Genomic DNA, 23,775 nt, shown 5'->3' with positions numbered 1-23,775 from the left:
GCGCCGGCGGCCCGGTTTCGCGCGCGATCGGGCGTACCCTGCCCGGCTATCGGGCCTGCCCGCGATATCGCCACGCCGAGGGCGAAACGCCGAATTGCTGTCGGAATGCTCTCGAGAACGTGGTCGTCGATGCAAAGCCCGAGGCGGCCGCGATTTCGGTCATCGAACGGTCGGTTTCCTCGATCAGCGTCGCCGCGTGATCCAGGCGCAGCCGTCGATACCAGGCGCCGGGCGTGGCCTGCAGTTCGGCCTCGAACAAGCGTTGCAGCTGACGCGGCGAACGGGCGGCACGCCGGGCGATGACTGCCAGCGGCAATGGCGTTTCGAGATGATTTTCCATCAGCGCCACCGCCTGGACCAACGGCGGACTGTGAATATCGAGGCGCTTGACGATGGATTGACGCTGCCGGGCGTCGGGGTCGCGGGCGCGATCGTGGATGAGCTGCTCGGCGACGGCCCGGGCCAGTATCGAGCCATGGTCGGCCGCGATTCCGGCCAGCGCCATATCCGTGGCGGCCATGCCGCCAGCGCAGGAAAACCGGCGAGGGCCGATCTCGTACAGCGACTCCACCGCCGCCACCAGCGGAAACCGCTCGCGAAAAGCCGGCAGGCTCTCCCAGTGCAGCGTAACGCGGTGACCGTCGAGCAACCCGGCCGCGGCCAGCGCGAAACAACCGGTGTCGATACCGCCAAGTACCGCGCCCGCCGCGTCACAACGGCGCAGCCAGCGCGCCAGGGCGCGGCTGGGCGCGCCGGCCTCCAGAAAACCGCTGCAGATCGCCAGCCGGGCCGGTATTGCGGCCTGGTCGATGCCGGCATCGGGCAGCACACGCATGCCGTTGGACGCGGCCACAGCCCCACCCGACTCGCTCAGCAGCCGCCAGGCGTACAAATCCGCACCGGCCAGACGATTGGCAATACGAAACGGCTCCGTAGCGGCCACGAACGCCATCATCGAAAAGCCGTCGATCAGCAAATAGCTGGTCATGGCAGGCGTGGCCGCCGAGTTCATGCGCGCTTCAAAGCCCTCGGCGAGGCTCGCCGCTATCGTCGCGCATCACTCTACTGGCCATGGCCGCTTGCCGGTATCGCATGCCCCGGGCCATCGAGGTTCGGTATCAACGGCGTGCGCGCGGCGGCGGCCCCGTTGTCGTCGACCGGCACATAGCCGCCCCCGGCATATTGCATGCGCTGGCCATGAGAGCCCCCGGCGTCGCCCACCGTGGTGACCCACAGATCGTGCCAGCCGTGATGGCGTTGATCGAGTTCGTAAAGCGGCGCGCGGGCCGTGGGAATACGCGAGACCGCTTCGTAGCGATCGCCGTTGCGCGCGAGCACGTACAGATCGCAACCCTGCGCGCAGCCCGAGGGGCCTGTGACATAGACCACGGCCTCGCGCTTGCCATCGCCGTTGAGGTCGACGAACCGGGCATGGTAGCGCAACGGGTGCACGGTGCTGTCGGCATAAATCGTGGCCAGCGCCTCGGTCAGACGCTGCCGGTCATCGGCGTTGCGAGCGGCCGGCGTGGCCTTGAAGGCACCGGCCTGCCTGGCCAGCTTGTGGTGGCCGTCGCCACCGTTCGACAGCGCCGCGCAGCCCGACAGCAGCGCGCTGGCGGCGACGAGGGCGGCCACGGCATAGATCGCGACTGATCTCATCCTTCGAACCCGCGCCATGGTCAATCGACGGTAACGGTGTAGTCGTCCCCGGCGATCAGGGGCAGATCGTAGTCGGTCGCCTCGGACACCGTCACCGTATAGGTGCCGGGCCCGTGTTCGGCGGCATACGCCTTGGCCGCCAGGTCCGCCGCATCCTCGGCGCTGGGGGCTTCCACGATCGTCTCATCGCCGCCCAGCTCGCAGATATAGCGCAGCACCATCGGTTCTTCCATCACGCACTCCATCGAATTGAATCACCGCCGGGCCGGAAAAGACCCCCGATCCCGGCCCTGCATGGCAGTATGCGGATTCCTGCCCCGAACTAAAGACACGAATGACGCGCCCCACCGCTGCCGACCTGGTTGCCGCCCGCCAGCGCATCGCCGAACACATCCATCGCACCCCGGTACTGACCTGCCGCACGCTCGACCGGGCCGCGGGGGCGGTGCTGTTCTTCAAATGCGAGAACTTCCAGAAAACCGGCGCATTCAAGGCCCGTGGCGCCACCAACGCCGTGTTCTCGCTGGGCCCCGAACAGGCCGCACGCGGCGTCGCCACCCACTCCAGCGGCAACCACGGCCAGGCCCTGGCCCGCGCCGCGGCCGCGCGCGGCATCGCCGCCACCGTGGTCATGCCGAAAACCGCGCCGAAGCCGAAGATCGACGCGGTTCGCGGCTACGGCGCCGACGTCATCTTCTGCGAACCGACCAACGCCGCACGCCAGGCCGCACTCGATGCGTTCATCGGCCAAACCGGCGCCGAGTTCATCGGTCCGTATGACGATCCGCGCGTCATCGCCGGGCAGGCCAGCTGTGCGGCCGAACTCATCGAGGACGTACCCGATCTGGATATCGTGATCGCGCCGGTCGGCGGCGGCGGCCTGCTCAGCGGCACCGCGCTCACCGCCGCCGCCCACGCGCCGCATATCGCGGTCCACGGCGGCGAACCGGCCGCGGCCGACGACGCCGCCCGTTCGCTGGAGAGCGGCGAGCGCTGCGGCAATGACGCGCCGGACACCGTCGCCGATGGCCTCAAGGCCTCGCTCGGCGCCATCACCTGGCCGATCGTGCGCGATCATGTCGCCGCCATCACACGCGTGTCGGAAGACGAGATCATCGCCGCCATGCGGCTGATCTGGCAGCGCATGAAGATCATCGTGGAGCCTTCCTGCGCGGTCGCGCTGGCCGCCGTCCTGGCCGCGCCCGAACATTTCGAAAACCGGCGCGTCGGCGTGATTCTCACCGGCGGCAACGTCGATATCGATCGCCTGCCGTGGTAGGGCGTCGCCGATGCCCCACGCTCACAGGGGCTTCGCGCGCATCATTCACGAGCCGACGCGCCAGGTCGACCGGCGCCCGCTCGCGTTCATCCGCGTTGTTCTGCGTCACCCGCGGATGAATCGCGTGGCGGCTACGCAGCCACCGATTGGGTGCATGGCCCACAGCCGCTAAGATGCAGCGATCGCCAACGCCCTGCCCCAAGCTGTTGCCTTGAGTTCCTTTCGCTTCATCCACACCGCCGACATTCACCTCGACAGCCCCATGCGCGGGTTGTCCGACGAGGTGCCGGGCATCGCCGAGCGGCTGCGGCTGGCGACCCGCGAAGCGCTGACCGCGCTGGTCGATGCCGCCATCGAACGGGCGGTGGATTTCGTCGTCATCGCCGGCGATGTCTACGACGGCGACTGGCGCGACTACCAGACCGGCGTGTTCTTCGCGCGCCAGATGCACCGGCTGGCGGCCGCCTCGATCCCGGTGTATCTGATTCACGGCAATCACGACGCCCAGAACCAGATGACGCGCAGCCTGTCGCTGCCGGACAACGTGCAGGTGTTTTCGCACGAGGCCGCGGAGACGCGGACGCTCGACGGGTTGGACGTGGCGCTGCACGGCATGAGCTATGCGCGGCGCGAGGTCACTGACAACCTGGTGCCCGGCTATCCCGAACCGGCGCCCGGCGTGTTCAACATCGGCCTGCTGCATACCGCGCTCGGCGGCCGCGACGGCCACGCCAACTATGCCCCCTGTACGCTCGACGAACTCACCGCCAAGGGCTACGACTACTGGGCGCTCGGCCACGTGCACAGCGCCGAAGTGCTGGCCGAGCATCCGCACGTGGTCTTTTCCGGCAACCTCCAGGGCCGCTCGATCCGCGAGACCGGAGCCAAGAGCGCGTTCGAGGTGGGGGTCGAGGACGGCCGGGTGGTCGCGCTGCAGCCGATCTACTGCGACGTCGCGCGCTGGGCCGAACGCGGGGTCGACGTGGCCGACGCAGATGATTTCAACGACGTCATCGCGGCGATGCGGCGGGCGATCGAGGCCGGCGCCGCGGATGTCGAGGGCCGGCTGCTCGCAATCCGGCTTCGCCTGACCGGCACCACCGCCCTGCACGACCGGCTCACCGCCGCGCCTGAACGGCTGCTGGCCGAGGCACGAGCCGCGGCCGCCGGCCTGGGTTCGGCCCAGGTCTATGTTGAAAAGATCAAGCTGGCGACCGAACCCGAACTTGACGCCGCCAGCCGCCGTGCGCGCCAGGATGCGCTCGGCGAGATGCAGCGCCTGCTCGTGGATGCCGCCGACGACCCCGATATCCGCGCGATGATCGAAAAGGATATCCGCCGGCTGGCCGAGCGCCTGCCACACGACATCCGCGCCGATGCGGACGACCCACTGCTGCGCGCCGCGATCGACGGCGACACGGCCACGCTGATCGACGGCGCCGGCGCTTATCTGCTCGCGCGCCTGGCCGCCGGCGAGACCCCCTCATGAGATTCGCCGAGCTCGCTCTGCTGGCCTATGGCCATTTCACCGATCGGCGCGTGGCCTTCACACCGGGGGCCACCGATCTGCATATCGTGTTCGGCGCCAACGAGGCCGGCAAATCCACCGCCCGCAGCGCGATCGGCGATTTTCTGTTCGGCTTTCCCACCCAGACGCCGCTGAACTTCGTACATGCCTACAGCGCGCTGCGCATCGGCGCGCGCCTCGAAGCGGGCGAGGCCGAGATCGAGGCGATCCGCAAGAAAGGCCGCAAGAACACCCTGCTCGACGCCGCCGGCGAAGCCGCGGCCCGGCTGGAGGCCGATCTGGAACGCGGGCTTGCCGGCGCGGACCGCGCGTTTTTCACCCGCATGTTCAGCCTCGACCACGCCGGCCTGCGTGCCGGCGGCGAAACCCTCGCGGCAGCCGATGCCAATGCCGACACCGCCCTGCTTTCGGCCGGCTCCGGCCTGGCCGACGTGCTCGCCGAACGCGAGGCCCTGGTCGCCGAAGCCGACGCGCTGTGGTCACCCAACGCCTCGCAGAACCGACGCTACTATCAGGCCGAAGCTCGGCTGAAGACCGCCGAGGCCGATATCCGCGAGCACGAGGTCACGGTCGGCGACTGGCGCAGCAAACGCGAAGCCTTCGAGACCGCCGAAGCGCGCTACCAGGAACTGGCCGAACAGCGCCGCGGGCTGCGCCATCAATTGCAAGAGCTCGAACGCATCCGGCGCGTGGCCGCCCCGGTCCGTCGGTATCGCGAAGTCGAGGCCGAGCTGGCCGGTCTCGGCGAAACACCCGCCCTGCACGCCGAAGCGCGCGCGACCTTCGAGCAGGCCAAAGAGACGATCGAATCGGCCGATGCCGCGATCGCATCCATTGAAGACCAGATCGAGCACATCAATGCCGAAATCGCCACCCTCAGCGACGACCCGGCGCTGCGCGAAGCCGGCGAGGCGATCGAACGTCTGGCTGAACAGCGCGGCCGGATCGCCGCCGATCGCGAGCGCCTCGCCGAAATCGAACGCGAACAGGCGCATTTAACCGAAGCCTTGGCCCACATGCGGCGAGAACTCGGCTGGCCCGATCAGACGCGAGAATGGCCGACCGCCGCCGCCCTCGCCCAGGCCCGGCGTCTGGCAGCCGCCGAGGCGACCCACCGCCAGAGCCTCGACCACGCCACCGACAATCTCAACACGGCCCGCGAAGCCGAGGCCCGGCTGGCCGCCGACGCCGACGCGCTGGGCCGCGCGGCCGACACCACCGCGCTCGAAGCCTGGCTGGCCGCCTGCACCCGCGAAGGCGATCTCGAATCCGAACAGCGCAACACCCAGGCCGACCTGGACCGGCTGGCGCGCGATCTGGCCCGCCGGCTGGCCGCCATGCAGCCGGCCGTGGCGGATATCGAGACGCTGGCCACGCTGGACGTGCCCAGCCGCGATCGCATTGGTGAGTTCGAAGCCGCCATCGATGGCGCCCGCGAAGCCCGCCAACAACAGCAGGCGCGCGTCGACGAACTCAGCGACGACGTCGAACGCGCGCGCGACGCCCTGGCCCGTCGCCGCGCCGACGAAGCCCTGCCGAGCGCCGAAAGCCTCGCCGCGACGCGCGAAAAAACGCGATGCCTGTTGGCAGCTCGTGCGGCGTCGGTACGTGGAACAGCGCGAGCGCGATCTGTTCGACCAAGCCGACGCACCCAAGCTGGACGCCGCCGCCGAAAAGAACCCGGTCGAGGCCTTCGAGCGCACGACACGCCAGGCCGACGCGCTGGCCGATGCCCGCTTCGATCATGCGGCCGCTATTACGCAGGACGCAGAGCGCCAGCGCCATGTGGCCGAGCGCGAACAGGCCCTGGAACAAGCCATCGCCCGGCGCGACGCGGCCCGCACGCGGCTCGACGGCCTGCTGACCGAATGGACCGCGCTGTGGGCATCCGCCGATCTCGAACCGGCCAGCCCGGCGGCGATGCGCGACTGGCTCGCCGATCGCGACGCCGCGCTGACCGCCCGCGCGAATCACATCGACGCCAAGGCCGCCCGCGACGAGCTGGCCGGTCGCATCGCCGCGCATCGCGACCAGGTACAGCCGTACCTGGTGACCCTCGGCGTGGACGAAGGCCAGATCGCCGACGCCTCGCTCGCGATGCTGATCGAACACGCCCGGCGGCTGATCGAGCGCGCGCATCGCCAGCGCGACGAACGCCAGCGGCTCGATCGCGAACGCCGCGAACAGGCACGCCGTATCGAAGCGCTCCAGACGAGCCGCGAGCAGGCCGCGACCGAGCTGGCCGACTGGCAGCGCGCGTGGCGGGCCGCGCTCGACGAACTGGGGCTCGACACATCGCTCGATGCCCAGGCCGGCCAGGCGGTGCTCGACATCATCGAAACCGGCCGTGAACAGGCCCGGCAGGCGCGAGAGCTGGCAGCCGAACAGCAGGACCTCAACGAACGCCGGTCGCGTTTCGAGGCCGAACTCGCCCGTATTCTCGAAGCCACCGGCCGCAGCGCCGTCGACGACGAACCGGGCGAGGCGACCGTGCAGCGGCTAACCGCCGCCCTGCGCGACATCCGCTCGCAACACGCACGCCTGCAGACGCGCGAAGCCGATCTGGCCGCCCATCGCGAGCGCATCGCCCAGCACGAACAGACCCGCGCCGACGCCGAACGCCGGCTCGACGGCTTGTGCCGGCAGGCCGGCGTGGCCGATCCCGACGCGCTCGAGGCCATCATCGCGCGCGCCGAACGGCGCCAGGCCCTCGTCGCCGAACACGCCGCCATCGCCGAAACACTGGCCGAGCAGGGCGACGGCCAGTCGATCGACGATCTCATCGCCGCGGTCGAGGCGAGCGATCTCGACACCCTGCGCGAACAGATCGACGCGCTGTCCGAGCGGATCGAGCATCTGGACGCCGACCTCGGCCCGGCGCGCGACGCCCGCAACGAAGCCAAGGCCGCCTTCGACGCCATCGGTGGCGATGATCGCGCGGTGACCGCCGCGGCCGAACGCCAGACAGCACTCGCCGACATGCAGGACGCCGCCGAGCGCTACCTGCGCGTGGGCACCGCCGCACTGCTGCTCAAATGGGCCGGCCAGCGTTACGCGATGGACAAGCAGCGCCCGCTGATCGAACGCGGCTCCGCACTCATGAACCAGCTCACCGGTGGCTCCTTCGAACGGCTCGCCGGCGAATTCGACGACCGCGACGAGCTGCAGATCGTCGGCGTACGCCCCGACGGCGCGCGCGTCGCCCCGCCCGGCATGAGCGAGGGCACCCGCGACCAACTCTATCTGGCGCTGCGCATCGCCGCGATCGAGGATTATCTCGAACGCGCCACGCCGCTGCCCGTGGTCGCCGACGACCTGTTCATCAACTTCGACGACGACCGCGCCATGGCCGGGCTCGACGTGCTGGCCGGCCTAGCCGAAAAAACCCAGGTATTGTTCTTCACCCACCACCAGCATCTGCGCGACATGGCCGGCGAACGACTCGGCACGCGGGTGACAACCCATGACCTCTGAACCGACCCCGCTGGCGGCCCCGCTTGCCCGCCTGGCCGAGGTGCTCCGCCCGCTCGCCGGCCAGCGCATCGCCCTGATCGCCCCGGCCGGCGGCGTGGCCGACGCACGGATCGACACCGCGCTGGCGGTGCTGGCAGCCGCCGGCATCGACGCCTGCCTCGGCGCCCACGCCCGCGATCATCACCGCTATCTGGCCGGCACCGCCGCGGCGCGCCTGGCCGACCTGCACCGGGCCTTCGAGCTGCCAAACGTCGCCGCCGTCTGGTGCCTGCGCGGCGGCTACGGCAGCGCGCATCTGGTCGAACACATCGACTGGTCACGCATTCCGGACAACGTCCCGCTGATCGGCTTTTCCGATACCACCGTCCTGCTCGAAGCCTTCCGCCAGCACGGGCGTCTCGCGATCCACGGCCCGGTCGCCACGCAGCTCGCCAAGCCGGGTGAAACCACCGAAGAACAGGACCAGCGCGCGGCCTCCATGGCCTCGCTGGCCGATTGGCTGCAGGACCGCGCCAGCGCGTGGCGCCTGACCCACATGGCCGGCCCCACCGGGCCCGTGTCCGGCCCACTGGTCGGCGGCAACCTGACCACGCTCGCCAGCATGGCGGGCACGGCCGCCGCCCTGCAGCTCGATACCGATGCGATTCTGTTGCTGGAAGACGTGGGCGAGGCCGAATTCCGGCTGGAGCGTAGTTTTGGGCAACTGATCGGCTCGATACAACGCGACCGGCTACAAGCCGTCTGCCTGGGCGGTTTCGACGACTGCACCCTGGCCGACGGCCTGCGATCGCTCGCGGCTGTTTTTGCTGAATGGATCGAAGACGTCCCGATCTACGCCGGGTTGCCGGTGAGCCACGGTTACGAGAACTTGGCGTGGCGGTATGGCAGCCACGGCTCGATTGACGCCGGCCAGATCGAATTCAAGATGGCGCCGCACGCTATCGAAAGCCGCTGATCGGGCGCTGCGGCCATTCAGGAGCCGGCGCTGCCATCGCCGGCAAATTGTTGTTGTTCGTTGCGTCATGTCGCCGAATCGCCCGGCCCGCGCCGCGGCTAGCGTGATGAAGCGCTATCCCGGGTCACTTTACGGTGGCGCATGCGCTGTCGATAGCCGTAGGTTGCGTTGCGCACCGTGGCATCGCCCTCCAGGCTCAGGCCCAACGCCCCCGTGATCGTCGCCACCGACGTGATCAGCCAGGCCAGCACCACATAACTGTAGAGCCCGGCGGGATGCTGGAGCACCTGCTGCAAGTAATGGTCCGGAATGAAGATCAGGGCCGTGGTGAAAAACAGGCAGAAAAGAGCGACGTAGTAACAGGCGACGCCAATCAACAGCGTCGTCAGCGTGGTCGCGTTGTAGAGCCAGACCAGCGTGAATCGCGCGTTTGCACTGCGCGGCTCCCACAGCCCGTGCGCAATGGTGATCCACGCGATCATCGCGATGAACGACAGGGCCATCAGCGCCAACAGACGCGCTCTGTCGTACGCGTCGCTCAAATGCCATAACGTCGGGAACACGAGGCCATAGGTGCCGGTGGCAAAGGCGATGGCGACCACCCGCCTGAATGACGGCAGAATCGTCCAGGGTCGATTGGCATACACCATGCCCAGCAGCAGCTGGATATAGCCCCGCCAACGGCTCGCGGTCACGAATCGGACATCCACCGCAGAATCGTCCGGTGTCAGACGGCGAAGCGAAACGAACGGTCGCAGATAGCGACTGCCCACCAACTCGCGGGCATCCGCGCTGATCTCGCTGCCATGCCCGTACCGGTCCGCCTGGTGCGCGATATGCACCTGCTGGCGATCGCGTGCAGCATCCGAGCTGCCGTGATGCATTTCGTTAACGAGTTGCAGGATTGCGTCCTGCAATCGCCGTTTGAGCTGCAAGAACCCCAATGCCGGCTGCGAAAGCACGCCCGTACCGTGCTGGCCGTCCGCTTCGGCGATCGTCAGCCTGCGATTACGCAACATCGGCAGATCGGTCACGCACACGACGTACTGCCAACCTCGCGCCTGCTTGATATGGCCGGCCTTGGACAGAATCTGCCGGGTCTCGTCTTCGGCACCGATCAACGGATCGGTGACGGTTTCGACATGCCAGGTCAGCCGGTCGTCGATGCACTGGTGCAGCCGTTCCGGCAAGCCCGCCACAATACTTGCGACCACCGTCTCCGGCAGATCGGGCGCGGGAATCAGCCCCAGCGTGGCCTCGCCGGTGAACGCCGGCGCATTGTCGTGTTCAGCCGAATTCATCGAGTCGCGTGACTTTTCACATGTTGCAAACCGTTGCGCAGACGTACTTTATGGGCGCCGACAAGGATTGCAATGGGCCGCCGGTCCGGGCCGGAACGACCGCGGACACGGGCCCTGCCATGCTGCTCACCCGCGCCGGCTGAACCGCCGATGGCGGCATAACCGCCCTGCTCCGCAGGCGCGAAACAGGGCTCGACACCGGCCCGATTTTCTCGATAAAGCGGGGCCCCACGCACAAGGCGGCGCGGGCCCCGGGTTTCGTTGTCGGAACGGGCCCTAGAACGTCGCCCACTGATCGTCATCGCCAGAGGCAGGCGCGGCGGCGGGCGCGGGCTGAGCGGGCTTACCACCGCCTAGCGCCTTCGCCGGCCCATTCTTGGACTGGGACTGGGACTGGGGCTGCGGCCGAGGTTGGGGCTGGCCCGCGTCCGGCTGCGGCGCCTGCGTTACCGGCGTGCGGGGCTTTTGCGCGGCCCGGGCCGCGACCCGGAAGGAGGCGACCTGCGCCTTCAGATCGTCGGCCTGCTCTTCCAACGAACGCCCGGCGGCCGCCGATTCCTCCACCAGCGCCGCATTCTTCTGCGTGGTGTTATCCATCTCGCTGACGGCGATGTTGACCTGCTCGATGCCGGCGGACTGTTCCTTGCCCGCGGCCGCCATTTCCGACACCAGATCGCTGACCTTGGTCACCGACTCGACGATCTGCTCGAGCGTGCTGCCGGACAGCGCCACCTGGCTCGAACCGTCAGCCACCTTGGCTGAACTGTCCGCCACCAGCGCCTTGATTTCCTTCGCCGCATTCGCGCTCCGGCTGGCCAGGTTGCGAACCTCGGTGGCCACCACCGCGAAACCACGCCCCTGCTCGCCGGCGCGCGCCGCCTCCACCGAGGCGTTCAGGGCCAGAAGATTGGTCTGGAACGCGATGTCGTCAATCAGGCCCACGATGTCGCCGATCTTGCGGCTGGCGGCAGTGATTTCCTCCATGGCCGCGACCGCGCGACCGACCACTTCGCCGCCCTCGTTCGCCTGCGAGCGCACCTGCCGGGCCAGCTGGTCCGCCTGGGTGGCGTTATCGGCGTTCTGCTTGACGGTCGCGGTCATCTGCTCCATCGACGACGCCGTCTCCTCGAGGCTCGCCGCCTGTTGCTGGGTTCGGGTGCTCAGCTCGTCGTTACCGGCGGCGATCTGCCGGGCGCCCACGCTGACCGAATCGGAACCGTCGCGCACCTTCATCACGATGGCGGCCAGACGTTCCTGCATTTCCGCAAGCCCCGTCAGAAGCTGGCCGAACTCATCGCGGAACGGGTTGACGATTTCATTATCCAGCCGCCCCTGGCCGATGGCAGCCACCACGCCTCGTGTCTGCTGCAACGGCCGGGTAATCATGCGAATCATGAGCAGGGTCGTCAGAATCGTGACCACCACCACGAATCCCAGCAAGGCCCACATGATCAGGTTGGCCTGCGAAGCAGACGCGGCTCCGGCCGCATGCGCCTTGTCGGCCTGTGTCACCTGCAGGTTGCTCAAGCCCCGGAAATCCGAACGCAGCTGCAGAAACGGTTTCTCGACGTTGGCGTAATAATCGGTCACCGCCTGTTGAAAATTGCCGTCCGATGCAAGACCGATGAAATGACTCATCAGCGGGAGAAATGCATGATAGTCGGCGATGGCTTGCTTCGCCTTCGCGTCTTCGCTCGGATTACCGACCATCGCCGGATAGTACTTACCCAGGTTCTTTGCGATTGTTGTCTTTGCGCTATTGAGAAACGTCTCCAGATCCGCGGCAGATTGCGCGTCTCTCTTGTTCATCACCTTCAATGCGCGCGACTGGAGCCGGCCCAAATGCAGGTTGACCTCGCCAATGTAATGCATCGCTTTCAGATTACTATTGAATATCTGATTAGCGTTTTGCTGGCTGTTGTGCAGCGAATGCATCGAGACCGCGCCCAGGGCGCAGACCAACAACAGGATCAATCCGAAGCCTGCGCCGAGTTTGGTTTTTACGCTTTTAAACATTAAAAAATGAACTCCGATTCTTAAATTGTATTCTGAAAGAAATAAGGCTCTTGTGACATGGTTTGAGCCAATCATCCGGTCAGAGCGTACAGGCCAAGGGGTGGTTCGGGCGTTGCGCTTTGCCGGATTTTGAGTTTGAAGTATTCGGTATCGAGCAGTCCGCGAGCGCGTTTACGGATCAACCCGATCGCGACGTGGCCGCCTTCGAGTCGGGCGGTGGTGATGGGGTGGGCCGCGTAGTTGCAGATCCCGGTGCGATGCCGCTGTAGCATCGCCACGAAGCGTTTCATGGGGGCCAGCCCGGTGGCCTCGGCCAAGGCACACCAGGCATCCAGGCGCTGGCCCATGACGGTGAAGCTCGCTGGGGCGTGCCACAGTTGCTGGAGCTGTTCTTTCAAGGCATAGACTGCGTTGAGCGGGCCATTGACGGCGAGCAACCGATCGAGTCGCGCGGCCTGGCTATCGCTCAAGCGTTCGGCGTTTTTGAGCAGCAGATAACGGCTGCCAACCAAGACCTGCTTGTCGGCGTGGGTTGCCCGCTTGAACTCGGTTCGGCGGACGGTATCGATCACCTTCGAATACTGCTGCATGACATGGAAGCGATCGAAGACGATGGCGGCGTTCGGCAACGCCTCGGCCACCGCCTGTTCAAAGGGCTTCCACATATCCATGGCTACGGCCTCGATGCCCTGGGCAACGGGCTCATCGAGCTGATCGAAAAACGCCGTCAGGCCGGCCTTGCGACGGCCCTCGGTGACCCATACCAGATCGCCGGACTCGAGGTCGTAGACGATGGTCAGATAATCATGGCCCTTGGCGCGGGCGACCTCGTCGACGCCCAGATGCCGCAGGCCGGTCAGTGCGCCAGGATCCAGAGCCGGCAGATCACGCGTCAACGCCCGTTCGTCCATAGCCTTGACCGTACGCCACGCCAGGCCGGTGTAAGCCGCGACGGCGGCGATGCTGATATGCCGAGCCAGTTGGCTGACAAACCGCGCATAGCGGCGTGTGAAGCCATGGCCGGGCTCGACGAACGACAGCCGTTCCATACGGCGATCCGTCGCCCCGATCTTGAGCTGACAGTACGCGATCGAGAGCGTCACTGAGCGGCCCCAGATCGGCAGATCCTGAACCTCGCGACGCAGCCGTCGATTGACGGTGCCTCGTGCGCCGCTCCGGTGATCCACCGGCACGAAGCGGCGATCGCGGTCGCAGTGAAACACCAGCGTGCCACGAGCTTCGTCCCACGCCACGCCCTTGACGCACTGCCCGCGCAGACCAACAATCCAACTTGGGATGGTTGCCGCCATCTACAAACCCCTTCTGTATTTGTGTAGGAGCTTGTATTGAAACGGATTTGTCGGCGGCAGTCATCCCTCTCTAGCGCATGTCAGTGCAGAAGAGCCAGAAATAATCTTCAGATCCGGTCGGTCCCGTGCCGCTGCAAATCGCAAACAAGCACCCGAGCCAAAATTTTTGCGCCATGGAAAGCCGGGTAATCCGATAGTCGAAAGAGTATCGGCGGATACAGAAAAACTTTAGGCAGGCGGCGAAAAAGTCGCTGGCGGCAGGACAAGGCCTGGTCGAGCTCTGCCCCAGTGCGCCAATGGGCGGGTTGGTCCCCATACCCGCCGCTCACCATGCCGAAGATGCATGGCGGAACACCTCGGACTGCCCTGCACGCATAGAGCGCGGACGCCCCGGACGACCATTCGAATCAAGAGCGTGCTGGAGTGCGAGACGCGGGCACGGCATGACGCCCGGCCCGCCATCCCGGAAGGTCTTTCATGTGCCGCCCGGCCCGCACAGCGACACGAACGAATGCACTGGCTTCGGCGTCGCACCACGCGATCGCGGGTATGGCATGGCGCCTGCCGTTACGTCAGAGCGGCCGCGCGGGTGATTGTGTTGCCGCAAGAAGAGGCACAAGGGCCGCCAGCCACGACAAGCGCGCCGCGCCTTGGTCGACGTGGCTTCCGGTCACCGCGCCGCCTGGCGTGCAACGACGACAGGCCCAGGTCTCACCCGCCATGACGTGGCTACAACCGAGCCTGTTCAATCGGCCGTACGATACAGGTCGTAGTGAATATCCTGCGCGCGGTCGAACGCCGCGTAGTGCGGCAGATACGGCTGCGGCCCGGAATGGTACAGCGGCGACCACAGCCCCTGGGCCGTGACGGTATCCAGCGCGGCCTGGAATGCGTCGCCGTACAGATCCTGGCGCTGCGTGAACAGGATCAGGCCCCCCCGGCTGCACCACACGGCAGAGTTCACGCATGAAGGGCGAAACGTCGCGGACGTAAGTCAAGGTACCGATGCACTGGGCGGCGGCGAACTGCCGGTCGGCGAGCGGCAGCGACCGGTTGATGTTGCACTGGACAAGCCGGCGATAACAGCGCTTGGCTTTGGCCCGCGCCAACGAAGCCGCTGACAGGTCAAGCCCGACGAGGTGTTCGAACCCTTCCCCAGCGAGCGCCTGCCCGGTGAGGCCAGTACCGCAGCCCGCGTCCAGTACCGGTGCGGCACGAGCCACCGGGTACTCGCCCAGGATGCGGGCCGCGATCTGGGGCGCTCGATACCCCATCGCGGCGAGATCCGCGTCGTAGGCCTGCGCCCAGTCGTCGTAATACGACTGCAGCGCCTCGGGCGACGCGTTCTGGATGGCCGCGAGCGGTGCGCGCTCCTGTTTTGCCATGGGCAGATCTCGATTCGAGTGATCTTCGGCATGGCCGGGGCGCCCGCGCAGGTCGGCGAGTGCCCGTACCGATAACGGCCGTGCCGCGCGCATTTTAGCGCACGCCGGTTTCACACCCGAGACCGATGCCGGAACGGCCCGCGGGCGCTTTGCGAAAAGCACAGCTTATCGGTTAGCTTGATTATCGAAGGGCGCCGGCAAGAACGAGTGAGCGAGGCGCCGTTACGGGCCTGCGCCAAGTGTGGGGCTCGAGCTTGGTGTGCGTGGGGCTGAACGATGTTGGACCCGGCTCAATATGGGGATTGGCGTTTTTCGCCGGATTTCGCTACCGCGGTCCATGTAACGACAGGCGATGCCATCAAGTTCACCGGGGCCGAACGGGCGTTGCTTGGCGTGTTCGTGCACCACGCCAATACGGTTTTACGGCGCGAGCGCTTGTTCGATGCCATCGTCGGCGACGATCCCGAGATTTCCGATCGCAAGGTCGATTACATCATCAATAGTCTGCGGCGCAAGTTGCGGGATTCGGCCACCGAGCCGCGCTATATCGCAACCCAATACGGTGAGGGCTATCTATGGGTTGCGCAGCACGTGCAGACGCGGCGTCCGTCCGCCGGCGCACTTATCGTCGTCGGCCCGGTTCGGGGTTTGCACTTCAGTGGGCACCTGGCCGAGACCGGTTGGGCGTTTCTTCGCATGCTCACGCGGGAGCTCGATCGCGATACGGCCCAGAGGCACACGGTCGCGCTCGATCTGGACTGCCCCGCGCCCGAAGGCTTCGAGGGCGAGCCCCCGCGATTCGCCGTGCAGGTCAGTTTCGTCAAAAGCGCCGATCAATGCCTGGATTGCGCGGTGACGCTCAAACCTTTCGCCGCCCGGATCATCCTGAGTGTCACACGGCTCCGCATCAGCGCGCCCGACCCGAAAGCCCCGCCCTTTAGCCAGATCGCGGCAAACCTGGCCCGGCAGATCATCGGCGATATCCGACGCAGCCTGACATACAACGAAAACGCCGCGACCGCGCCGGATGAGCAACCGCTGGCCATCGGCCTGCAGCAAGCCGCGCTGCTGTTCGCCCAAAGCCGCCCGCAATGGGATAAGACCGCGGAACAGCTCGAAGCGCGCCTGCGCGAAAACCCGAATGACCACCAGGCCGCGGCCACGCTGGCCCTCGCCCAGCGCCGGCGATCGATGGCCGCCAACCGGGCGGCCGAACGCGAATATCGCGCCGCCCTGCGGGACAAGCCGCACGACCCCGTCAACCAGTTGCTGCTCGCCACCACGCTGCATTCCAAGTATATCTACGCCGGCCGCGACATATTCGCGAGCCCCGAGCGGCACAAGCGGCATGCGGACGAAGCCGAAATCGAAGAACGGGTGCTGGCCGCCCTGCCCAATCTTCAGGACAACCCCGTGTTCGTCCTGAACGCGGCCAAGCTGTTGTATTTCGTCAACAAGGCCCACCGGCCGCTGGCCCTGGAACTGGCGCAGGATGCGTTGCAGCAAACCACCGCGTTCGCGACGGGGTTTACCACCGTGGGCCAGATGTACGCCTGGGAAGCGCGCACCGACGAGGCGCTGGCCCTCTACGACCAGGCGCTGGAACTCACACCGCTGGCCACGGACTTTCGCCTCTATGTGCAGATACTCCAGTGCCAGGCCCTAACCGCCATCGGCGACCACGACGCGTCGGCGCTTGTCGCAACCGATATGTACCAGAGCGTACCCAGCAGTCGGGCCCATCTCGGTCTGTTTTTCGCCGCCACCGATGCCGTCGATCTGGACGCAACGCTGGAATGCATGCTCCAGGTGCTGGATATGGACGAAATCCGTGGACGGCTTCTGTACTTTCACTATCTGTCCGTGCGGCATTTCATCCGACAGAATCATCGCCGCAATTTGATGCGCTGGCCGCTGGCCGTGCTTATGGCGCGGGTCGGAGAAGATTGCGTACCCGACGAGATCCGCGCCGACATGCCGCCCGAGTTGCGATCGCAAACCGGGTAACCCAGAGGCCGTCTTCAACCCGGCGTATGCACCACAAGGTGGGTCGAGCCCGGCTCGCGCCGGTTCAAAACTGCCAGACGGCGATGAGCTGGAAAAAATGATTGGTCTGGCGCGCGCCAATTAGCGCCGTCGCGCCGGCGCCGGGATCGAAGATGACGAAGGACGGCGATATCAACAGATTGGGCTTCGGCCACCAGTCGACAAAGAAATCCCATTCCCGGGCGAAGTCGTCGCTGACGCCCGCGGGCGTCTGACGGATTCGGTAGTGGAAAAACATCACCCCCGCGCGCCGCAGGCCGGGCGGATGCACGTACAACCCGACGTGCTGTATGTCGGCGTTGCGATTGAAGGGCCCGGTGTAGACCCCGGCCACATCCCCCTGATTCCAGGTGCCGTATTGTCGGTAAAAGCCGTAGAACAGCGGATCGTAGCCTTCGAGCGTCCGCGTATCCGGGTTGTCACCGGAAAACGAACTGAAGCGATAGACCAGCTTCGGCGTCCACAGCCAGCCAGAAAAACGATAGGCCGCCTGTGCGTACCACGCCCAGGCCTTCACGCGGCGTGGCCGGCCCCGGACGGTCGGACGACCGCGCTGGAGCGTCCCCGCGAACGAGAACAATGCATGGTCCAGGCCCAAGCGGCTGCGGCCACGCACGCTGAACGTGTTCAAACCGGCCCGCGCGACCCAAAGACCATGAAATGCCGTCGAGTCGACATCCGTGACCCGGAGATAAGTCGCCCCCAGGGCGTCGCCGGCACCATCCGCATAGGCCAGATCGGCCCCGGCCAGGTGCGTTTTGCCGGTCATGGCCTTGTCCGAACCGAGATAGAACGCCTTGGCGGTGAAGCCAGCGCCCAGGCGGAAGCGCGCAATCGCCGTCTCATCGAACGTTCGCCCGGTGCCAACAGCCAGCGCGCCGCTGTCGACCAGCCAGCCCCGGCCCAAAGTGACGCCTTGCTTGCCGACCGACACATCGATCGCATTTTTCACGCCCAAGAGCGTCCCGGAACGCCAGCCGACATAAGCCTGATCGATGCGCGCACTGCGATCGCCACCGTGTGAAAAACCGGCGGCATCGCCATCTCCGTTGACGACCGTGCCCAAGCCGCTGACCGCGCCATAGACCGTCGAACCGCCCGCCACAGGCAGCTCGCCGGACAGCCCCACTATGGCGGCGCTGAGGCTCCAGGCCACACAGCCGCGGCGCTGGCCGGAGTAATCATACTGACTGGAAAACAGCCCCACACCCGCATCGAGTATGAAATCGAGCTTCCGCCCGCGCTTGCTCTGGTAAAGCGTGTGCGCAGCGGCAATCCCGGGCGTGCAGACCAATACGGCCGCGGCCCAGACCAGACCGCGAGCGACAGCAACCCACACCGTCTGTGCAAAACGTGGCTGAGAGCAGTCCCGGCGGGTGACCATCCGGGGCCCGCGCCCGATGACAGATCCTGAACGATGCATGGGCTATCGCTCCCCCGGAGTGCGTGCGCCCCCTTCACGGTCATCACCCAAGGGCATGGGGATCTCGCATGAAATACCCTCGAGCGCGTCACTTATTATCGTCTGGCGCTTATGACCGCCTGATATCCAGTTCTGCCCCACCGCTCCCGAGCCGCGAGCCCGCATGGGAAGCGCGCCCATCAGCCAACGCCCGTCGGGCTAACACCAATATTTTTACAACATTTGCGCCCTACGTTGGATTTGGATTCAGCAACAGCACGGGTGCCCCATGAGACTCACCAAATCACATCGCACACAACCTGGGCATCGCCCCCTATTTCGTAGCGGAACGGGCCACTTGAAATGTCCACGCTGCCGGCGCGTTCTTTACATCAACTTCTACGAAACGTATCACGCTGCGCCGTGGGCCGCGACACGCGGACAAAGACAATGTCAATGCGGCTACCGGATGGCGTTTTAACGCCACCGCCCGGATCCATTCCATGCACAAGGCCTTGAATCGGCCAAGCGCGACCTCTCGTGCCATTTGCGTAGTCAACGCAAATGGCACGGGCAAAGTACCGTTTTGCGACAAGAGGAACGTCGTCGAATGGTTGAATTCGCGGCACCAGCACACGATCGAATCGCCGTCGAGCTGCGTGATCGACTCAGGCGATTGGGCCCGGTCTTGCTATTGCGGGCACGGGGCAAGACCTGCCCCCGGCGACCGACCCGATTAATTAACCGTGGTCTGTCCCTGTTTACCCTTAATCGGCCGACGCCCCAACCTGAAGGACCCCCACACGATGCGGATATTACAACAATGAGGCCTAACGCCAAAGCTCAGTTGCCGCCGGAGCAGCCGAAGGCTGCGGAGGGAACCCGAAGCGTGGCAGCGCTTTGGGCGGTCAACTGCAGCGCTTTGTTAGGTTCTAGCACTTGAGTACGATACAGACTGCCGCCCAAGCGCTGTCCTCCCAAGTGTGAATTTCGCATTTCCTCTCGCATTCTGTCCATGCGAGCCTCTGGGAGAAGCGCAGGATCGAGGTTTCGTTTTGGCATTGTTTTTCCTTCGGTCTAACGCCGAAGCTCAATTGACCGACCGAAGCGCAGCAGAGCTTCGGTCGGTCAGCTGCAGCGTTCTGTTGGGCGCCAGGGTCATAACTCGAATCCAGCCGGGCCATATGATCCAAATAGGATATCTTCTTCAGTCTCTTCAGCACGGTTGTCGAAAAAATTGTATGTCTCAAATCCGAGGTCACGAGCCACACCGATGAGAAACCGAGATTGCTCAGCAGACAAATGTTCTGATATTGATATATTTAGACCTTCTGGCGGCTCATCAGGCCCAAATATAGATATCTTTATAATATTGCAATCTCGCAATTTCTGCTTTATATCTTTTCTGTTTTCTAAGTGTTTATTTATACCGACGTAAATATTTTCAACAGACGAATTTGCAGACGCACTGACTGTTTGAACTGAACCCCCTTGGGATATTATTTTTTCTTCGAGTTCAGAAATCTGCTGTCTCAATTCCAGATATCGTGTATCGGTCTTGCTAACCTTGACTGGCTCGTTCGTTTTGCTACTTAAATAAGAAGAATAGTATGAATCTTCTTGCAACTCGGGCCGAAATCGAGTTTGCAACAGAAACACTGCCGCTAGGAATAATGGCACGTTTAATATAGCGGCGATCACCAACGCTACTCCTGCCCAAGATTGGTCGCCCATACGCACAGCTGCAAATAAAAACGACCCGTCTATAGCTAGAAGCCCAGCGAGCCATGCCCCGAGCAATTGCATCGGCTTAGGGCGCTGCTGAAAAACCCGACAAATCTCGGGACAATAGTGGAGAGTGAATAGGAGCCGAACCGATGCGAAGCCCGGACACCGAACAACCGTCGCTGTTTTCGTATTCACAGACGACCGATTTTGTGCCCGCGGATCATCCGTTGCGCCGGATTCGATCGCTGGTCGATGGGGCACTGGAGTCGATGGACGGGACGTTGACGGTCAGCTACTCGCATACGGGCCGCCCGGGTATCGCCCCGGAACGCCTGATCCGGGCCTTATTACTTCAGATCCTGTACTCGATCCGCTCCGAGCGCCAGCTTGTAGAGCAGCTCCGCTACAACATGCTCTTTCGCTGGTTCGTCGGGCTGTCGCTGGATGATGCGGTCTGGGACGCCACCACGTTCACCAAGAACCGTCAGCGGTTCATCGATGGCGCGGTGACCGGTCGGTTATTGGACGCGGTGGTCGATCAAGCCCGCCAGCGCCGGCTGTTGTCCGAACAGCATTTCTGTGTAGACGGCACGTTGATCGACGCCTGGGCGTCGATGGGCAGCTATCGGCGCAAAGACGAGGACGACGAGCCGCCGAACGGGCCGCCCGACTTCAAGGGCGAGGTGAGGCGTTCTGACACGCATGAATGCAAGACCGACCCCGACGCCCGGCTGTACAAGAAAGCCAAGGGCCAACCCAGCCGGCTGTGTTATATCGGCCACGTGCTGACCGACAATCGCCACGCGCTGGTCGTTGACGCCGAGACCACGCACGCCAGCGGCACCGCCGAAGTCGATGCGGCGCTGGCGATGCTGGATCGAAGACCCGGCCGCCGCCGACTGACGGTGGGCGCCGACAAGAACTACGACCAGCAACGCTTCGTGGAGGGCGCGCGCAAGGCCCGCGTGACGCCGCACGTGGCCCGGAACAACAAGGGACGACGATCAGCGATCGACGCCCGTACGACACGCCACGTTGGCTACGCGAAGTCGATCAATGCCCGTCACCGCGTCGAGACGCCATTCGGCTGGGGCAAATACGCCCGACCGCTGAAGCAGACGATGCGGCGTGGACTGGATCGGGTCGCCGCTCAGGCCAAGCTGGTGTTTGCCAGTTACAACCTGATGCGGATGGCCGCATTGGAGGCCGCATGAGCGCGTTTCGTAGCCGAACTGCGTCTGAAAGCCGGGATTTGCACCCTGCAAGCCCGAAAATTGGACAGAAAATGACCAAGGTCCGAATCCGAACCTACGGCAGACGAGTCTCGGGACATAATTTGGCTTCTATTTCAGCAGCGCCTTAGTAATACTTTCCGGTTTTATTTTTTGATTATCCATTTCTGCGGGTAGCGATCCATCGAGGCCCAACGCCGACGCTCAGTTGCCGGCCGAAGCGCGGCAGCGCTTTGGGCGGTCAACCGCAGCGCCTTGTTAGGCTCTCGGTTCATTGCACTGCTTTACGCATGAGTGCATTTGGAAGGTGTACACCTCGAATCTCGACCATCCGACTCTTCACTACGGAAAATCCTGATTTCGCGAAGAATGGCTGCGCGGTGAGGCTTACATACGAGGTCAGCTCCCCAAGCCGGAGTCGTTTTGCCTCGTCGTGGAGTGTCCCCATCAAATTCGCACCTATTCCTTGTCGGGCATGATGCCCGGAAACAAAAAAGTGATCGATGTAGCCGGAAGGTTATACGTCAGCATAACCGACAGGCCTACCGTCTAACTCTGCAACAAAGGGATTTATGTTGCGCATGTGTCTTGCCCATAGACTTCGATCCAGAGTCGGCGGAGCCCAAGCGTCAATCTGATTCTGGGCGTAGTCGTTGCTGGCGATTAGATGAATCGCTGAGTGAAATATCTCGAAAAGCGCTTGCTCTTCGCCATCTCGGAAACTGCGGATACGTACAGATAATGTCATAAGGCCTAACGCCCGAGCTCAGTTGCCGCCGGAGCGGTCGAAGGCCGCGGAATCGGGATAGGGGGCAGCCAACGGGCTGCGCCCCTCCCACACCACCGAGCAAGCGGTTCCGCACACGGCGGTTCGAGAATTTGAAACTAGCACAACCGGGGTGCGCCCTGGCTGTCGAACCACGCAATCGTGAGCAGACTATTCAGTGCTATGGCACTGCCCCGCCACCAGTGCCCAGCGCTGCGGCCGGCCTGTTGGGCCGTCGCAGGTCGGGCGCCGAGTGCACGGGCCGCTCGATAGATCGTGGCGCCGCTACCCCAGTGCTTGAGCTGGATCGCACGGAGTCGGTGGCGCAGCCATTGGTCCAGTTGTTTCCAGACCCGGGGCGTTTGCGCCAGCCGAAAATAGGCTTTCCAGCCGCGCACGTAGGGACGGAGCTTGGCGATGATGTCGAGCAGGCTGCGGCCGGTATGACGAGGCGTCAGTTGTTTGACACGTCGTTTGTAGGCCTTGATTGCCTTGGCCGCGACCGCCACTTTGACCTCGCCATTCGGGGCTCGCCATAACGCATAACCCAGAAACGAGGCGTCGAAGGCGCTCCGGATCGTGGTCTTGGCTTCGTTGATGCGTAACTTGAGTCGACCGTAAATCTGACGCAGGCGGGCCAGCACGCGTCGTCCAGCCTGCCGACTGCGAACATAGATGTTGCTGTCGTCGGCATAACGTTCGAAGCGATGGCCACTGCGTTCCAGCGCTTGGTCGACTTCGTCGAGCATCACGTTGGCAAGCAACGGCGACAGCGGACCGCCTTGCGGCGTCCCGGCATGTTGCCGTATCACCAGGCCGTCCACCATGATGCCGGCGTCGAGATACGCACGAACCAAACGCAAAATACGCGGGTCCGTGATATATCGACTTAGCTTGGCGATCACGATGTCGTGGCTGACGTGGTCAAAGAAGCTTTCCAGATCCAGGTCCACAACGATCTCGTGGCCCGCTTGCACATGACGCTGCGCATTACGCACGGCGTCGTGGGCACTGCGGCCCGGCCGAAAGCCGTGACTGTGCTCTGAAAAGCAGGGGTCGATTAACGGTTGCACGACCTGCAACAGGGCTTGCTGGATCAGCCGATCCGTCACCGTGGGAATGCCGAGCTTACGCTGGCCGCCATTGGCTTTCGGGAGGGTGATCCGGCGAACCGGCTGGGGCCGGTAGCGCCCGTCACGCAGCTGGTCGCGAATCGTCGGCCAAGCGGTCTTGAGGTGGGCGCCCGTCCGGGCTATATCCAGCCCGTCGACACCCGCCGCACCGCGGTTGGCTTTAACTCGTTTCCGGCGCGTTGCAAGTTGTCTCGTGCAAGCACCCGCTCTAGCAGGTCTTGCTTGGTGTCTCGGGCTTCCGATCGCGGGCGGGTCGTTTCATCGCTGACCGGCGTGTTCACGGCTTCACCGCTGCCACGTCCGTCCGCCTTGCTTGGGCAAGCATCTGATGCCATACGTCTCGCATCGACCGGTCCTTTAACACCTCTTCTCGTTTGGCCCTTCACCGTCACCGGCTACTACGGCCTCGGCTGACTTCTCGCTCCGGAAACACTCCGTTGCCCTTTCAGGCATAAGGCGAGATCTCCCCGGATAAGAACACGATCCGTCACCGCACAGCCGCCGGATTTACGCTGCCACGCCTTGGCCATAAGAGCTTCGCAGTGTCCCGCCTGCTCGCCC

General features: G+C 64.6%; 18 protein-coding genes and 4 pseudogenes. 8 read left to right on the top strand and 14 right to left on the bottom strand.

Features of this window, described 5'->3' with window-relative positions; all coding sequences use genetic code 11:
• Positions 1-46 precede the first annotated feature (46 nt).
• The 3 genes from SALB1_RS12500 to SALB1_RS12490 all read right to left on the bottom strand — a co-directional run bounded on the left by SALB1_RS12500 (position 47) and on the right by SALB1_RS12490 (position 1,892).
• Positions 47-988 (bottom strand): GlxA family transcriptional regulator, encoded by a 942-nt coding sequence (locus SALB1_RS12500; protein ID WP_199678790.1) that lies wholly within the window; start codon positions 986-988, stop codon positions 47-49.
• A 74-nt stretch (positions 989-1,062) separates the two neighbouring features.
• Positions 1,063-1,659: a hypothetical protein gene (locus SALB1_RS12495; RefSeq protein WP_109994166.1), complete on the bottom strand. Its 597-nt coding sequence runs from the start codon at positions 1,657-1,659 to the stop codon at positions 1,063-1,065.
• Positions 1,660-1,679: 20 nt separating this feature from the next.
• Complete coding sequence (locus tag SALB1_RS12490) at positions 1,680-1,892, bottom strand: hypothetical protein (RefSeq protein WP_255414394.1); 213 nt, start codon at positions 1,890-1,892, stop codon at positions 1,680-1,682.
• Between the two features lie 101 nt (positions 1,893-1,993).
• Between SALB1_RS12490 and SALB1_RS12485 the strand changes: the two genes are divergently transcribed.
• The 3 genes and pseudogenes from SALB1_RS12485 to SALB1_RS19950 form a co-directional block, all read left to right on the top strand.
• Positions 1,994-2,938 carry a pyridoxal-phosphate dependent enzyme gene (locus SALB1_RS12485; RefSeq protein WP_109994164.1) on the top strand — a complete coding sequence of 315 codons (945 nt, stop codon included), beginning with the start codon at positions 1,994-1,996 and terminating at the stop codon, positions 2,936-2,938.
• A gap of 211 nt (positions 2,939-3,149) precedes the next feature.
• The gene (locus tag SALB1_RS12480; RefSeq protein ID WP_109994163.1) at positions 3,150-4,427 is read left to right on the top strand and encodes a DNA repair exonuclease; all 1,278 of its coding nucleotides are present in this window, start codon (positions 3,150-3,152) and stop codon (positions 4,425-4,427) included.
• Positions 4,424-4,987: pseudogene (locus SALB1_RS19950) on the top strand (AAA family ATPase); the annotation flags it as partial. The gene SALB1_RS12480 and the pseudogene SALB1_RS19950, both read left to right, overlap by 4 nt.
• Here SALB1_RS19950 and SALB1_RS19570 read toward each other — a convergent pair.
• Together SALB1_RS19570 and SALB1_RS19565 are read right to left on the bottom strand one after the other, a co-directional pair.
• Entirely contained in the window at positions 4,946-5,461 is a 516-nt protein-coding gene (locus SALB1_RS19570; protein WP_120247045.1) for a hypothetical protein, read from the bottom strand. The pseudogene SALB1_RS19950 and the gene SALB1_RS19570 overlap by 42 nt on opposite strands.
• Positions 5,462-5,917 (bottom strand): hypothetical protein, encoded by a 456-nt coding sequence (locus tag SALB1_RS19565; RefSeq protein ID WP_255414392.1) that lies wholly within the window; start codon positions 5,915-5,917, stop codon positions 5,462-5,464.
• A gap of 157 nt (positions 5,918-6,074) precedes the next feature.
• Between SALB1_RS19565 and SALB1_RS19560 the strand changes: the two genes are divergently transcribed.
• Positions 6,075-7,940, top strand: coding sequence for an ATP-binding protein (locus SALB1_RS19560; RefSeq protein WP_120247043.1), 1,866 nt, complete (start codon positions 6,075-6,077; stop codon positions 7,938-7,940).
• Positions 7,930-8,895: an LD-carboxypeptidase gene (locus tag SALB1_RS12470; RefSeq protein WP_109994162.1), complete on the top strand. Its 966-nt coding sequence runs from the start codon at positions 7,930-7,932 to the stop codon at positions 8,893-8,895. The genes SALB1_RS19560 and SALB1_RS12470 overlap by 11 nt, the downstream gene beginning before the upstream one ends.
• A 98-nt stretch (positions 8,896-8,993) precedes the next feature.
• On the opposite strand, the gene SALB1_RS12465 is transcribed toward SALB1_RS12470, so the two are convergent.
• The 5 genes and pseudogenes from SALB1_RS12465 to SALB1_RS19945 all read right to left on the bottom strand — a co-directional run.
• Positions 8,994-10,196, bottom strand: a complete 1,203-nt coding sequence (locus tag SALB1_RS12465) for a hypothetical protein (protein WP_109994161.1) — start codon at positions 10,194-10,196, stop codon at positions 8,994-8,996.
• A gap of 276 nt (positions 10,197-10,472) precedes the next feature.
• The gene (locus tag SALB1_RS12460; RefSeq protein ID WP_109994160.1) at positions 10,473-12,287 is read right to left on the bottom strand and encodes a methyl-accepting chemotaxis protein; all 1,815 of its coding nucleotides are present in this window, start codon (positions 12,285-12,287) and stop codon (positions 10,473-10,475) included.
• Entirely contained in the window at positions 12,284-13,522 is a 1,239-nt protein-coding gene (locus SALB1_RS12455) for an ISL3 family transposase (RefSeq protein WP_199678594.1), read from the bottom strand. The genes SALB1_RS12460 and SALB1_RS12455 overlap by 4 nt, the downstream gene beginning before the upstream one ends.
• 745 nt (positions 13,523-14,267) lie before the next feature.
• Positions 14,268-14,486 carry a hypothetical protein gene (locus SALB1_RS19555; RefSeq protein ID WP_255414391.1) on the bottom strand — a complete coding sequence of 73 codons (219 nt, stop codon included), beginning with the start codon at positions 14,484-14,486 and terminating at the stop codon, positions 14,268-14,270.
• Between the two features lie 28 nt (positions 14,487-14,514).
• Positions 14,515-14,745: pseudogene (locus SALB1_RS19945) on the bottom strand (class I SAM-dependent methyltransferase); the annotation flags it as partial.
• Here SALB1_RS19945 and SALB1_RS19550 point away from each other — a divergent pair.
• On the top strand, positions 14,662-14,982 hold the full coding sequence (locus SALB1_RS19550) for a hypothetical protein (protein WP_255414390.1): 321 nt from the start codon (positions 14,662-14,664) through the stop codon (positions 14,980-14,982). The pseudogene SALB1_RS19945 and the gene SALB1_RS19550 overlap by 84 nt on opposite strands.
• Before the next feature lie 204 nt (positions 14,983-15,186).
• Positions 15,187-16,914, top strand: coding sequence for a helix-turn-helix domain-containing protein (locus tag SALB1_RS12445; RefSeq protein ID WP_158590732.1), 1,728 nt, complete (start codon positions 15,187-15,189; stop codon positions 16,912-16,914).
• Positions 16,915-16,978: 64 nt separating this feature from the next.
• Here the strand turns inward: SALB1_RS12445 and SALB1_RS12440 are convergent, their stop codons facing one another.
• Together SALB1_RS12440 and SALB1_RS18795 are read right to left on the bottom strand one after the other, a co-directional pair.
• Positions 16,979-18,292, bottom strand: a complete 1,314-nt coding sequence (locus SALB1_RS12440; RefSeq protein ID WP_145961320.1) for an alginate export family protein — start codon at positions 18,290-18,292, stop codon at positions 16,979-16,981.
• A 1,221-nt stretch (positions 18,293-19,513) separates the two neighbouring features.
• Positions 19,514-20,161 carry a hypothetical protein gene (locus tag SALB1_RS18795; protein ID WP_145961319.1) on the bottom strand — a complete coding sequence of 216 codons (648 nt, stop codon included), beginning with the start codon at positions 20,159-20,161 and terminating at the stop codon, positions 19,514-19,516.
• A 71-nt stretch (positions 20,162-20,232) separates the two neighbouring features.
• Here SALB1_RS18795 and SALB1_RS12435 point away from each other — a divergent pair, with 71 nt between their 5' ends.
• The gene (locus tag SALB1_RS12435; RefSeq protein ID WP_109994156.1) at positions 20,233-21,297 is read left to right on the top strand and encodes an IS5 family transposase; all 1,065 of its coding nucleotides are present in this window, start codon (positions 20,233-20,235) and stop codon (positions 21,295-21,297) included.
• A 289-nt stretch (positions 21,298-21,586) separates the two neighbouring features.
• Here SALB1_RS12435 and SALB1_RS19940 read toward each other — a convergent pair.
• Both SALB1_RS19940 and ltrA read right to left on the bottom strand, forming a co-directional pair.
• Positions 21,587-22,063: pseudogene (locus SALB1_RS19940) on the bottom strand (GNAT family N-acetyltransferase).
• 137 nt (positions 22,064-22,200) lie between these two features.
• Positions 22,201-23,549: pseudogene (ltrA, locus tag SALB1_RS12425) on the bottom strand (group II intron reverse transcriptase/maturase).
• Positions 23,550-23,775 lie beyond the last annotated feature (226 nt).

It is taken from the genome of Salinisphaera sp. LB1 (assembly GCF_003177035.1).
In the GTDB taxonomy this organism is placed as follows: Bacteria; Pseudomonadota; Gammaproteobacteria; order Nevskiales; family Salinisphaeraceae; genus Salinisphaera.
Note: the sequence above shows the minus strand (reverse complement) of the source record. Positions and strands in the feature narration are given on the sequence as shown.